The 13,224-nt window shown below is 55.0% G+C and carries 13 protein-coding genes, 1 tRNA gene and 1 riboswitch; of the genes, 11 read left to right on the top strand and 3 right to left on the bottom strand.

What is annotated here, in order from left to right:
* The first annotated feature begins 50 nt into the window (after positions 1-50).
* The 10 genes from uvrB (at position 51) to Q1M54_RS04655 (ending at position 8,560) form a co-directional block, all read left to right on the top strand.
* Complete coding sequence (gene uvrB / locus Q1M54_RS04610; RefSeq protein ID WP_300554474.1) at positions 51-2,177, top strand: excinuclease ABC subunit UvrB; 2,127 nt, start codon at positions 51-53, stop codon at positions 2,175-2,177.
* A 139-nt stretch (positions 2,178-2,316) separates the two neighbouring features.
* Positions 2,317-2,853 carry a Fe-S cluster assembly transcriptional regulator IscR gene (gene iscR, locus Q1M54_RS04615; RefSeq protein ID WP_300554476.1) on the top strand — a complete coding sequence of 179 codons (537 nt, stop codon included), beginning with the start codon at positions 2,317-2,319 and terminating at the stop codon, positions 2,851-2,853.
* 27 nt (positions 2,854-2,880) lie between these two features.
* Positions 2,881-4,098 carry an IscS subfamily cysteine desulfurase gene (locus tag Q1M54_RS04620; RefSeq protein ID WP_300554478.1) on the top strand — a complete coding sequence of 406 codons (1,218 nt, stop codon included), beginning with the start codon at positions 2,881-2,883 and terminating at the stop codon, positions 4,096-4,098.
* Positions 4,099-4,145: 47 nt separating this feature from the next.
* On the top strand, positions 4,146-4,532 hold the full coding sequence (gene iscU / locus Q1M54_RS04625; protein WP_019425276.1) for a Fe-S cluster assembly scaffold IscU: 387 nt from the start codon (positions 4,146-4,148) through the stop codon (positions 4,530-4,532).
* Position 4,533: 1 nt separating this feature from the next.
* On the top strand, positions 4,534-4,857 hold the full coding sequence (gene iscA / locus Q1M54_RS04630) for an iron-sulfur cluster assembly protein IscA (RefSeq protein WP_019425275.1): 324 nt from the start codon (positions 4,534-4,536) through the stop codon (positions 4,855-4,857).
* 24 nt (positions 4,858-4,881) lie between these two features.
* Positions 4,882-5,397, top strand: a complete 516-nt coding sequence (gene hscB / locus Q1M54_RS04635; RefSeq protein ID WP_300554576.1) for a Fe-S protein assembly co-chaperone HscB — start codon at positions 4,882-4,884, stop codon at positions 5,395-5,397.
* 16 nt (positions 5,398-5,413) lie between these two features.
* A complete protein-coding gene (hscA, locus tag Q1M54_RS04640; RefSeq protein WP_300554489.1) occupies positions 5,414-7,279 on the top strand; it encodes a Fe-S protein assembly chaperone HscA in 1,866 nt (621 codons plus the stop codon).
* A 33-nt stretch (positions 7,280-7,312) separates the two neighbouring features.
* Complete coding sequence (fdx, locus tag Q1M54_RS04645; protein ID WP_300554490.1) at positions 7,313-7,651, top strand: ISC system 2Fe-2S type ferredoxin; 339 nt, start codon at positions 7,313-7,315, stop codon at positions 7,649-7,651.
* Positions 7,652-7,667: 16 nt separating this feature from the next.
* Positions 7,668-8,378, top strand: a complete 711-nt coding sequence (dnaQ, locus tag Q1M54_RS04650) for a DNA polymerase III subunit epsilon (protein ID WP_300554507.1) — start codon at positions 7,668-7,670, stop codon at positions 8,376-8,378.
* A gap of 107 nt (positions 8,379-8,485) precedes the next feature.
* A tRNA-Val gene (locus tag Q1M54_RS04655) sits at positions 8,486-8,560 on the top strand.
* Positions 8,561-9,288: 728 nt separating this feature from the next.
* On the opposite strand, the gene Q1M54_RS04660 is transcribed toward Q1M54_RS04655, so the two are convergent.
* Positions 9,289-10,053: a YiiX/YebB-like N1pC/P60 family cysteine hydrolase gene (locus tag Q1M54_RS04660; protein ID WP_366146249.1), complete on the bottom strand. Its 765-nt coding sequence runs from the start codon at positions 10,051-10,053 to the stop codon at positions 9,289-9,291.
* A riboswitch (TPP riboswitch) is annotated at positions 10,054-10,144 on the top strand.
* A gap of 44 nt (positions 10,145-10,188) precedes the next feature.
* Here Q1M54_RS04660 and Q1M54_RS04665 point away from each other — a divergent pair.
* Complete coding sequence (locus tag Q1M54_RS04665; protein ID WP_300554508.1) at positions 10,189-10,950, top strand: 3-oxoacyl-ACP reductase; 762 nt, start codon at positions 10,189-10,191, stop codon at positions 10,948-10,950.
* Positions 10,951-11,047: 97 nt separating this feature from the next.
* On the opposite strand, the gene Q1M54_RS04670 is transcribed toward Q1M54_RS04665, so the two are convergent.
* Entirely contained in the window at positions 11,048-12,397 is a 1,350-nt protein-coding gene (locus tag Q1M54_RS04670) for a hypothetical protein (RefSeq protein ID WP_100117556.1), read from the bottom strand.
* 152 nt (positions 12,398-12,549) lie between these two features.
* Positions 12,550-13,191 carry a hypothetical protein gene (locus Q1M54_RS04675; RefSeq protein ID WP_300554509.1) on the bottom strand — a complete coding sequence of 214 codons (642 nt, stop codon included), beginning with the start codon at positions 13,189-13,191 and terminating at the stop codon, positions 12,550-12,552.
* Between the last annotated feature and the right edge of the window lie 33 nt (positions 13,192-13,224).

A 13,224-nucleotide genomic window follows, 5' to 3' on the forward strand; every position in this document is an offset into this window, starting at 1 on the left:
GATTTTAACGGGCCTTTGCAGCTGATTTCGTCAGCGGTTGATTTGAAAAGATGTCCAACTTGTCACCCATTTCCATCGTTGAAGCGACACCGGACGCGGACCCTTTCGCGGCGGGTCAATTTGTCAGCTACCCCGGCTCGCCTTTTGAGCTTTACCAGCCTTATCCGCCAGCGGGCGATCAGCCTGTGGCCATCGCCCAGTTGGTCGAAGGCGTGCAGAACGGTGAGGTGTTTCAAACGCTGCTGGGCGTGACCGGCTCGGGCAAGACCTTCACCATGGCCAATGTGATCGCGCAAATGGGGAGGCCGGCCATTGTGTTTGCGCCCAATAAAACCTTGGCTGCGCAGCTGTACAGTGAATTCCGCGAATTCTTCCCTAAGAACGCGGTCGAATACTTCGTCAGCTATTACGACTATTACCAGCCCGAGGCCTATGTGCCCCAGCGTGACCTGTTCATCGAAAAAGACTCGGCCATCAACGAGCACATCGAACAGATGCGCTTGTCGTGTACCAAAAGCATCATGGAGCGGCGCGATGTCGTGATCGTGGCCACGGTCTCCGCCATCTACGGCATTGGTGAGCCCGAGAGTTACCACCGCATGATCATGACGCTGCGCACCGGCGATAAGTTGGGACAGCGCGACGTGATCGCGCAGCTCATTCGCATGCAGTACCAGCGCAATGACATGGAATTTAGCCGGGGCAAGTTCCGGGTGCGCGGTGACACCATCGACGTATTCCCGGCCGAGCATTCTGAGCTGGCGATCCGCATTGAGTTGTTTGACGACGAAATCGACAGCCTGCAGCTGTTTGATCCACTGACTGGGCGCATCCGGCAGAAGATTCCGCGCTTCACGGTCTACCCGTCCAGCCATTACGTAACGCCCCGTGACAAAGTGCTGGCGGCGGTCGAGACCATCAAGATCGAGCTGGCCCAACGCCTGAAAGAACTCGTGGGCATGGGCAAGCTGGTTGAAGCCCAGCGCCTGGAGCAGCGCACCCGGTTCGATTTAGAAATGCTGTCCGAAGTGGGCCACTGCAAAGGCATTGAAAACTACACCCGGCACTTGTCGGGCGCAGCACCAGGCGACGCTCCCAGCACACTGACCGACTACATGCCGCCCGACGCCATCATGTTTTTGGACGAGAGCCACCAGATGATTGGTCAGCTCAATGCCATGTACAACGGCGACCGGGCCCGCAAGACCACGCTGGTGGAATACGGCTTTCGACTGCCCAGTGCGCTGGACAACCGGCCGCTCAAATTTGAAGAGTTTGAAAAGCGCATGCGCCAGTGCATCTTTGTTTCAGCGACTCCTGCCGACTATGAAAAGACGCATTCGGGCAAGGTGGTTGAACAGGTGGTGCGCCCCACCGGGCTGGTCGACCCACAGGTTGAGGTGCGGCCCGCCACCCACCAAGTGGACGACGTCCTGCAAGAAATCCGCATCCGTGTGGACAAGCAAGAGCGCGTGCTGATCACCACGCTGACCAAACGCATGGCCGAGCAGCTGACCGATTACCTCAGCGACAACGGCGTGAAAGTGCGCTACCTGCACAGCGATGTAGACACCGTTGAACGGGTAGAAATTTTGCGTGACCTGCGCCTTGGGGCGTTTGATGTGCTGGTGGGCATCAACTTGCTGCGGGAGGGTTTGGACATTCCAGAGGTCTCGTTGGTGGCCATATTGGATGCCGACAAAGAGGGGTTCTTGCGCTCCGAGCGCAGCTTGATTCAGACCATCGGCCGTGCGGCACGAAACCTGAACGGCCGGGCGATTTTGTACGCCGACCGCATGACCGAGTCCATGAAAAAAGCCATGGGCGAGACCGAGCGGCGCCGCACCAAGCAAGTGGCCCACAACGAGGCGATGGGCATCACGCCCAAGAGCATCATCAAAAAGGTGAAAGACCTGATCGACGGCGTGTACAGCGAGAAGTCGGGCAAAGAAGCTGAACGCTTGGAGCAAGCCGCGATGCAACGGGCCAAGGTCGAGGACATGAGTGAGAAAGACATTGCACGCGCCATCAAACAGCTGGAAAAGCAAATGATGGAGCACGCCCGCAATTTGGAGTTTGAAAAAGCCGCTCAGGTGCGCGACCAGTTGACCATCTTGAAAGAGCAGGCTTTTGGTGCCACTGGCGGGGACAACATCCTGCCTTTGATCCGCGCCTGACTTGAGTTTTCAAGGCGCTGGCTCGATAACCCTATAACCCGAGTGATTTGATCGGGATTGGTTTATACTTGACTCGTTTAGTCGGGATCCCGCTCAAGCGGGTGATGGACCAAGCTCCCACCCACTTCAGGAGTCTGCCATGCGTTTAACCACCAAAGGCCGTTTTGCCGTCACCGCCATGATCGATTTGGCCTTGCGCCAAGACGCCGGTCCCGTGACTTTGGCCGCCATCAGCCAGCGCCAACAGATCTCGCTGTCCTATTTGGAGCAGTTGTTTGGCAAGCTGCGTCGCCACAACTTGGTCGAGTCCACCCGTGGACCTGGTGGCGGCTACACCTTGGGCCGTAAATCCACCGAAATCACGGTAGCGGACATCATTTTGTCAGTGGACGAACCCATTGATGCCACCCACTGTGGTGGCAAAGAAAACTGCAACGGCGGGGATGGCCGCTGCATGACACACGATTTGTGGGCCTCCCTCAACTCCAAAATGGTCGAGTTTTTGGATTCGGTGTCCCTGCAAAAGCTGGTGGATGACCAATTGGCCAAAGGCTTGGTGGTTGAAATCAAGCCCAGCATCAAGCGTGCTATTGCCCCCATGCCGATCAGCCAGCCAATTCGTGTCAACGTGCCCAACTCGGTGTTTGACCTGGGCAATATGTTCGCCAAATCCTGATTTCCTGATTCTCAAGAAGACCAGACCATGACCACACCGCATTTCCCCATTTATCTGGATTACAGCGCGACCAACCCTTGCGATCCCCGCGTGGTGGACGCCATCGTGCCTTGGTTGCGTGAACACTTTGGTAACCCCGCATCCCGAAGCCACGCTTGGGGATGGGAAGCCGAAGCCGCCGTTGAAAAAGCCCGCGAGCAAGTGGCTGACCTGATCGGCGCTGACCCCCGCGAGATCGTCTGGACCAGCGGCGCAACCGAGTCCAACAACCTGGCCCTCAAAGGCGCAGCGCATTTCTACAAGTCACGCGGCAAGCACCTGATCACCGTCAAAACAGAGCACAAGGCAGTGCTGGACTCCATGCGCGAGCTGGAGCGTCAGGGCTTTGAGGTGTCTTACCTTGACGTGCAAGAGGACGGTTTGCTGAACATGGATGTGCTCAAAGCCGCCATTCGTCCCGACACCATCTTGGTCAGCGTGATGCACGTCAACAACGAGATTGGCGTGATTCAGGATGTGACTGCGATTGGCAATTTGTGCCGCGAAAAAGGCATTGTGTTCCACGTCGATGCAGCGCAATCCACGGGCAAGGTCGATATCGATTTGGCTCAGTTGCCGATCGACTTGATGAGCTTGGCTTCGCACAAGACCTATGGTCCCAAGGGCATTGGCGCTTTGTATGTTCGCCGCAAGCCCCGCATTCGCCTTGAAGCGCAGATGCACGGCGGCGGCCATGAGCGCGGTATGCGTTCGGGCTCTTTGGCCACGCACCAATGCGTGGGCATGGGCGAGGCGTTCCGCATTGCCAAGCTTGAAATGGCCCAAGACAACGCCAAAGCCCGTGTTTTGCGCGATCGCCTGATGAATGGCTTGAGCGACATGGAGCAGGTGTTTTTGAACGGTCACGCCACGCAGCGCGTGGCACAAAACATCAACATGAGCTTCAATTTCGTCGAAGGCGAGTCACTCATCATGGGCATCAAAGGCTTGGCGGTGTCGTCGGGTTCGGCTTGCACGTCGGCTAGCCTTGAGCCCAGCTACGTTTTGCGCGCCTTGGGCCGCAGCGACGAGTTGGCCCACAGCAGCCTGCGCATGACGATTGGCCGCTGGACCACCGAAGAAGAAATTGACTTCGCGATCAAGACCATCCGCGAGAACGTGGCCAAGCTGCGCGACTTGAGCCCCCTTTGGGAAATGCACAAGGACGGCATTGATTTGAGCACCATCCAGTGGGCTGCCCACTGACTCGACTTTTTTCCATCGCACATTGAACTGAATACGGAGAAATCACCATGGCATATTCTGAAAAAGTGGTTGACCACTACGAAAACCCCCGCAACGTCGGTTCTTTCGACAAGGGCGACGACAGCGTGGGCACCGGTATGGTCGGCGCCCCCGCTTGCGGTGATGTGATGAAGTTGCAAATCAAGGTCAACCCAGAAACAGGTGTGATCGAAGACGCACGCTTCAAGACCTATGGCTGCGGCTCAGCCATCGCTTCCAGCTCACTCGTCACCGAGTGGGTCAAGGGCAAGACGCTGGACGAAGCCGCGGCCCTGAAGAACAGCCAGATCGCAGAAGAGCTGGCGCTCCCTCCCGTCAAAATTCACTGCTCTATCTTGGCCGAAGACGCCATCAAGGCGGCGGTGGACGACTACAAAAAGAAACACCTGAACTGACATGGCCATCTCACTGTCTGCTGCCGCAGCTCGGCATGTGACCCGCTACTTGGCCAAACGCGGCTCGGGTGTCGGTGTGCGACTGGGGGTCAAGACCACAGGCTGCTCTGGCCTGGCTTACAAGCTGGAGTATGTGGACGAGATCGCCCCGGAAGACGTGGTCTTTGAAGGTCACGGCGTCAAGGTGCTGGTGGACCCTAAAAGTCTGGCCTATATCGACGGCACCGAGCTCGACTTCGTGCGCGAGGGCTTGAATGAGGGCTTTCGCTTCAACAACCCCAACGAGCGTGACCGCTGCGGTTGCGGTGAATCCTTCCGCGTGTGAGCCCAATTTGGATTCCTACGCGTGATCTCGCTGCAAGCCAACGATTTTGAGCTGTTTGATGTGCCGGTCCAGTTCGAGCAGGACCGCGCTCAACTCGATACCCGCTGGAAAACCTTGCAGCGCGAAGCCCACCCCGACCGCTTTGCGGCCGAGGGAGCCGCCGCCCAGCGCGTGGCCATGCAGTGGTCGGTGCGCATCAACGAGGCCTATCAGCGCCTGAAAGACCCGCTCAAACGTGCCGCCTATTTGTGCGAGTTGCTGGGTGCACCTGTGCAAGCAGAAAACAACACCGCCATGCCTGCCTCTTTTTTGATGCAGCAGATGGAGTGGCGTGAAAGCCTAGACGACACCGACAGCGCTCAGGGCTTGGAAGCCTTGGCTGACCTTGTAACCGATGAGCAGCGCCGCGTGCAGCAAGAACTGGCCCATCTACTGGATGAGGCCAAAGACCCCGCTCAGGCCGTGGGGCAGGTGAGGGCGTTGATGTTCATCGAGCGCTTCACGCAAGAAGTGAACGCTAAACTCGACCGATTGACCTGAATTTTCCCGATTGATCATGGCCTTACTGCAGATTTCCGAACCGGGCCAATCGCCCGACCCCCACCAGCGCCGCATTGCCGTTGGCATCGATTTGGGCACCACGCATTCGCTGGTGGCTTCGGTGCGCAGCGGCGTGGCCGAGTGTTTGCCCGATGACGATGGCCGTGTCATCTTGCCCTCTGTGGTTCGTTTCATGCCCGGGCAGGGTCGCCAGATCGGTTTTGAAGCAGTGCAGTCTGCCGCATCCGACCCGGTCAACACCATCGCTTCGGTCAAACGCTTCATGGGCCGTGGCCTGAACGACATCGTCGACCGCAGCAAGCTGCCGTATGAGTTTTCCACCAGCGAGCAAGGCATGCTGTCCATCCAGACGGTGCAAGGCCCCAAGTCACCTGTCGAAGTCAGTGCCGAGATTTTGGCCACTTTGCGGTACCGTGCCGAAGACACCTTCAACGACGACTTGTATGGTGCTGTCATCACCGTGCCTGCCTACTTTGACGATGCCCAACGTCAAGCCACCAAAGACGCCGCCCAGTTGGCGGGCTTGAACGTGTTGCGTTTGATCAACGAACCCACGGCAGCAGCGATTGCCTATGGCCTAGACAACGCGAGCGAAGGTGTTTACGCGGTGTTCGATTTGGGCGGTGGCACCTTTGATATCTCGGTCTTGCGCCTGACGCAAGGCGTGTTCGAAGTGTTGTCCACCGGGGGTGACTCGGCCTTGGGTGGCGACGACTATGACCAAGCCTTGGCCGACTTTGCCATGGTCCAGCAGCCTGGCTTGCAAGCCGTCACTGCCGAAGACAAAACACTGCTCAAGGCATCTGCCCGTGCTGCCAAAGAGGCCTTGACCAGCTCAGAGAAGACCAGCCTCAATGTGGCTTTGTCCACTGGTGCTTTGTCGGTGCAACTCAGCCGCACCGATTTCGAGCAAGCCACTCAAGCCTTGACGGCCCGCTGCGTCACGGCTGTGCGCAAAGCGCTGCGCGATGCGCAACTGGCCAAAGAAGACGTGCAAGGTGTGGTCATGGTGGGTGGCTCTACCCGCATGCCGCAAATCCAGCAGGCGGTGGCCGACTTTTTTGGCCAAGCTCCCCTCAACAACCTCAACCCCGATGAAGTCGTGGCCTTGGGTGCGGCCATCCAGGCCAACCAGCTGGCGGGCAACAACGCCGCTGGCGAATTGCTGCTGCTCGATGTGATCCCGCTCTCGCTGGGCATCGAAACCATGGGTGGCCTGGTCGAGCGCATCATCCCGCGCAACCAGACCATCCCCACCGCGATGGCGCAAGATTTCACCACCTACCAAGATGGTCAGACCGCGCTGGCGCTGCATGTGGTGCAGGGTGAGCGCGATCTGGTGCAAGACTGCCGCAGTCTGGCCCGATTCGAACTGCGTGGCATCCCGCCTATGGCCGCAGGCGCAGCCCGCATTCGCGTGACCTTCACTGTGGATGCCGATGGCCTGTTGAACGTCGGTGCCAAAGAACAAATCAGTGGAGTCGAGGCCCGTATCGACGTCAAGCCCTCGTATGGTTTGAGCGATGATCAAATTGCCAGCATGCTGCAAGAAAGCTTCACCACTGCCCAAGCCGACATGAAAGCTCGAGCTTTGGTCGAGGCGCGCGTGGACGCTGACCGCATGCTGCTGGCCACGCGCAGCGCCTTGGCCGCCGATGGTCAACTGTTACAAGCAGATGAGCGCAGCGTCATCGACGCGTTGATGGCCACGCTGCAAGCTGCAATCCAAACCGAGCAAGACGCCCAAGCTTTGGAAGACTGCACCCAGGCTCTGGCTAAGGGTACCGAGGCCTTTGCCGCTGAACGCATGAACCACAGCATCCAAAAAGCGCTGGCTGGACAAAACATCCAGGCCTTGTAAAAGCCCACACTGCTTCGAATCTGGAAGACACCTATGCCCGTCATCAAAATCTTGCCCCACCCAGAGTACTGCCCCAGCGGTGCTGAAATTACTGCGCCTGCAGGCACCAGTTTGTGCGAAGCACTGCTCGACAACCACATCAACATCGAACACGCTTGCGACATGAGCGCAGCCTGCACCACCTGCCATGTGGTGGTACGTGAGGGCTTTAAGAGCCTCAATGAGATGGAAGAAACCGAGGAAGACCTGCTCGACCGTGCCTGGGGCCTTGAGCCCAACTCACGCCTGAGTTGCCAGGCCTTTGTGGCCAAAAGCGATTTGGTGATCGAGATCCCGCGCTATACCGTCAACCACGCCAAAGAACTGCACTGAGCTGGAGCTGCAAGCCATGCGCCAAATCGTTTTGGACACCGAAACCACAGGCCTATCGGCCGAAGGCGGCGACCGCATCATTGAACTGGGTTGTGTGGAACTGTTCGCCCGCAAACTCACCGGCAACAATCTGCATTTTTACTTCAACCCCGAGCGCGACAGCCATGAAGACGCGCTCAAGGTGCACGGCATCAGCAACGAGTTTTTGCGCGACAAACCCAAGTTTGCACAGCTGACCGATGAAATCCTCGATTACATCGCCGATGCGGAACTGATCATCCACAACGCGGCCTTTGACGTGGGTTTCCTGAATAAGGAACTGGAACGTGTGGGTAAAAAGCCTTTGAAGGCTTATGTCAGTGGTGTGATTGACACCTTGGCCATGGCCAAGGAGATGTTCCCTGGCAAGCGCAACAGCTTGGACTCACTGTGCGACCGCCTTGAAGTGGATAACTCAGGTCGCACCTTGCACGGCGCTTTGCTCGATGCCGAGTTGCTGGCCGATGTTTACATCAACATGACGCGGGGCCAAGAGGCCTTGCTGATCGATGCAGGCGATGCGCCAAGCGATTCCAAGACTGTGGTGATCGCTACGGATCTGAGTCAGTTTGTCTTGCCCGTGTTGTCGGCCAACGCACAAGAGGTGGCTGCGCATGAAGAGGTGCTGCAGCAACTTGACAAGTCAAGTGGTGGCAAAACCGTGTGGCGACAAATGCAGTTGGCATGAGCCACCTGCATGGATAAACACCATTCTTGGGGCTGCACTTTTCGTGTGATTGACAGAAAATGGAGCTTGTTTTCATGTCATAATCGCGTTCTTCGCCAAACGGCGTAGGGCGATTAGCTCAGGGGTAGAGCACTGCATTCACACTGCAGGGGTCGCAAGTTCGAAACTTGCATCGCCCACCAAAAAATTCCCAATGAAATCAAGCACTTAGATGAAAATCTAGGTGCTTTTTCTTGTGTTCAAAGTAGTATGGTCCGGGTTTACTACTTCTCATAGATTTTTCGATGTCTTTTCATAGATTTCGGAACAGTCAAACACCCCCAATTCAATCTGTTGTCATTGACACCAACATGGTGTCAATGCGGCATTGGTTTTTGCCTCTGCGCAGACGCAGCAGGCGCTGTTCTCGGCTTGAAAAAACGCTACGTTTGTTTTGAAATGACTCCAGCTACCCAGCCCAGCGAACCTGACTAAAAACGCGCTGTAGGGCTTTTTTGATGCCCGCACGGGTGCCAGCTGCAAAGGAGCACTGCCTTATGCAGAATTGGACGGCATGCACTCGCCGCACATGAACATGCGTTAATTGATCAATATCCGGAACATGCCTATGGACCTGGGTTTGTGCAGCCCGCACTTGTAGCAACTGATGGTCATGCCATTGGAAGAATCTTTGAAGAGCGAACCACCTTATTTGATCTTGTAATGCAAGCCGTCAGCAGCTATTTTGGTTTCTTGGTAGTTGCTCATTGGCTCATTGTGTACTGTGGTTGAAACAAAAGCTATGTTTGTTTTGTGTTTGACCATGATGCTGATCTGTGGGCAGCAACTTCATTATCAGGTTAGTTTAAATGCACACATGGGTTTTCCATTGGTAGACTCGTCAAATGTATGACCAAATTCACCAGAGCCCTCATTCAATCCACTCGAGGTTGCGAAAGTCAAACCCGCACTCAACAGTAGGCTTGATGATTGCAAAGTAGGGCGACACATCAAAGTCTCTGGGCGTTAGCAGCGAATGATGCTTCGGCTTGAATCGTTGCGGGTGAAATAGTTGTGTCGAGTAGCTTTTTGAGTCAGTTGTTGTCTTTGATGACGCTGAGTCCAAAGCAATGACGGGATAGCGAATACTTTCAAAAGCTTGTGCAATAAGCGTCGAGCATATCGCCCGAGTGGGATCTCCACTTCCAAGCGACAACAACTGCCGCCTAAAACGTGTTGGTACAGGCGGAGTCGGTAGCAAGTACCTGGCAAGGTCAAAGACATTGCGCAGATCATATTGATGGCCAATTTTTTCAATAGCAGCCCGTGCAACCAAGGCGCACTCTTGCTCACTAAGGCCAATAGGCCTGCAGATTCTGGTGTGTAAATTTGTAAATTTTTCAAGTCCGGTGCTGCGAACGCCATGAACGGTGTCTGCTTCAATTAGGCAGTGGTTTTCGGGTGCACTGGGGTCGAAGTTCATGCCGACATAAAGCGCTGCATGAGACCAGGTGGACTGGGTCAGGTATTTGATGGCACCACTGATCCGAGTGTTGCCTTCTACCAGGAGCACATCGCCGGTTCGTAAAGTGGTTTGTAAATGCAGTGGGTTGGATGGAGGGGCAGTACCGTCGATGTCCAGTTCTTTGCTGAGGTAGGCAGCTATGCCACAATCAACAAGTGCTGTCTGATGCAGCGCATTAGCTAGGGGCGCCCTAAGGGGCTGAGACGTACCCTTTGAACCTGATCTGGATCATGCCAGCGTAGGGAAGCTGACTCTCTGTTGGGTCAGGTTTCTTGCTGCCTTGAACCTTCCTTTTGGAGAACTGAAATGCTGTTGAAAGATAAACTGGTGTTGGTGTCGGGAGCGAGCCGTGGTTTAGGTGCAGCGGTTTCGCGTGCCGCTCATCGTGAAGGCGCCTGGGTGGTGGTCAACTACTTCAACAGCCCTGACATGGCGTCTGATCTAGTTGAAGAATTGGGTTCAAGAGCGCTGGCGGTACAAGCCGATGTTCGTTCCTTGGCTGCCGTTCAGCAGATGATCCAAAAAGGTCAAGAATGGGCGAGCCGACCGGTCACGGGTCTGGTGAATAACGCGCTCGTAGACTATCAGTTCAATGGTGATGCCCGCGATAAGCTCGAGGCCTTTGAATGGGCAGTGATGCTCAAGCAACTGGAGGGAACGGTCGGTGGTAGCCTTAATACCCTCAAGGCCTGCTTTGAGGGCATGTGCAAAGCGGGAAAAGGGTCAGTAGTCAACGTTGGTACCAACTTGTTTCAGAACCCTGTCGTTCCTTACCACGACTACACAGCCTCTAAAGGAGCGCTGCTAGCGCTTACCCGCACAGCGGCCAAAGAATGGGGTTCGCAAGGTATTCGCGTCAACATGGTCTCAGGCGGGCTCCTGCGCAAGACAGACGCCAGCGCAGCCACACCGGACGCTGTGTTTGACCTGATTGCCCAGAGCACGCCGCTGGGCCATGTCACCACGCCAGCGGAGATGGCCGATGCGATCGTTTTCTTGTTAAGTGATTTGGCTCGAGGCGTAACCGGACAGAACCTTGTCGTGGATGGTGGACTTGTGATGAACTAATTAAGGAAACAAGAACTACCGGGCGAAAAATTGTTGAGAACCCCAGTCAGCGACGAAAGACTGCGACTGTTTCATAGCAGTCGTCAACTCTAATCCGTTATTCCCAAGGCCGTGGACGCCGCTTGCTTTGCAGTTCTCCCACGTTCATCTCACCCTGCAGTGGGGCGGCGTAGAAGCGATCAATCATTTCTGGGCTGGTCCGTGCATTGCGAGCCAGGGTCAATGTGTCCACTGTTCGACCAAACATCAATCGGAACATGATGCTGCTGTGGCGAAGGCTGTACAAGGTACGAGTTTCGCCAGCAGTACTCAGCTTCAAGCCTGTGACTTCCAGCACAATTTCAAACTGCCTTGCCAGCAGTTTCATGGCGTTGTCGCGTGATGCCGCTTCGGGCATGAACACATAGTCCTCGGGGTGGATGTCACGGCCCAGCTCAAGCACCTGTCGACGCCTAATGCGTTCATAAACTTTCACAGCCCATGGCATGGTGGTGATGGGAAAAGTGTGCCCCTTGCTGGGTGGCAGGCTGAGCCTGAGGTAAGTCCATTCCCGTCGAATGATCTCCACATGCTTGTGCTGCATGTTGCGAATGTCAGTAGGGCGGATGTAGCTGTTGACCATGAACACGATCAGGTCTGCCAAGTCCTTGGTCATCTCGATGCGCTTGATCAATCGGTCAGCAGGTCCCAACTTGCCACCAGGCTCGCAAAAGTAGGAGCCCTTTGTTTCTTCTGAATGTGCTCGCCACTCGACTTTCTTGCCAGCCAGTTTTTTGGCCACCTTGGTAATTTCTTTGTACTCGCCCACATTGAACCAGCCTCGCGGCTTGTCCTCAATGCCCACCTTTGGAAATTCGGGAATGTGCTGAATAAAGCTGTGTCTGGCCGCGTGCTGCAAAACTTTGCGCGTGAGACCCATGTAGGCACCCAGTGTTGAAACACTCAGCTTAGGCACTTGGTTGGAGAGCTTCTGCAAAAATTCGTCCAGCATCTTGTAGTTGATGCTGAGCACATCCGTTTGGCCGAAAAAGGGCAGGATGTGTTTGTCGTAGCGCAGCTGCATGTTGTCGTAACTGATCTTGGAAAGCTGGCTGCGATTGAGCTTGGCCAATTCACTGTCCATCAGCATCTTGGTGGCCTTGGCGAAAGTCACAACTTCTGCGGCGTTGACCTCAATCGGTAAGCCTTCAAAATTGCCACCTCTTATGCGTATGGTTATGTCGTCGTAAAAGCGCTTGGCCGCTTCCAACGCGTCACGCTTGATTTCGGTCTTGGTGGTGCGTTTGAAGATGTGGCTCTCGGCGTAATACCTGACCCACCAGTAGCTGGACGCTGGAATTTTGAAGATCACCAGCTTGCGTGGGTAACCTGGAATTCGTGTGATAGTTTCCTTGATGGGCACAGACCTGTGCCGTTCGTGTGAGTCAGGTTCAATGGCGCGTGGCATGTCAATTTCTCTGCTGAATTCATAAAGTTTGTTTTCTGAACAGCTGACCAGTCAACCTATCGCGGCAGGGCTCTGGTTGATCTGTGGCTTTTAGACGATCATTGGCTTAGAAAATCGTCCTGCAAATTTGACAACCATTTGCAGGACGTTGATCACACAGTTTCAGTCTCATCTTCAGGTTCGTCAGATGAAGATGTGGACTTGGGAGCTCCGACTTTCCAGCGGTACTTTTCATACCAGTCTTTAAGTTCACTGGTTGCTTTCAGATACTCGGCGTCACCATAGCCATGCAAAATACTTTGCAAATTCGGAATGTTTGGATTCAGGATAGTGGTGTCTGAAATTCCAACCTTGATGGCTCTCTCTTTGTTTCTCTCTAAAGTCGACCACATGTTTTCCACGTCGCTTTTCATGGAGCAGACACTGCTGTATGCGCTCATCAATCGATCTAACTCGTCCATGCATGCATCTGTAAGATTGAAGCCGTCAACAACCTGTGCCGAATACTTTAGAGTCATGAATAAGTTCGAGTGCACCTGCGCAACAGTTATCAAATAGTCGGAACTGCTGTAGCGTTGCCAGTCACGTTCCTCGCCTCTGATTTCGCTCAAAACGTTTAGCAGCCTTTCGAGCCTATGCGTTGATGAATAGTTCCGCCCACCACTCTTGTAATACCGTCCATCTGGAATATGAAGAAGCTTTTTCAAGTCCTTCAATTTTGGAAGTTCAGAGTCAAAGTGTGCTCGCATCAAGATCACAGTGGCTTTGCCATGGGGTCCTAAAAAATCGCTCATTGGGTTCTCCTTTTGGTTTTGATAGATCCCCAG

The sequence above is a fragment of the Limnohabitans sp. Rim8 genome, assembly GCF_943326455.1.
Lineage (GTDB): Bacteria > Pseudomonadota > Gammaproteobacteria > Burkholderiales > Burkholderiaceae_C > Limnohabitans_A.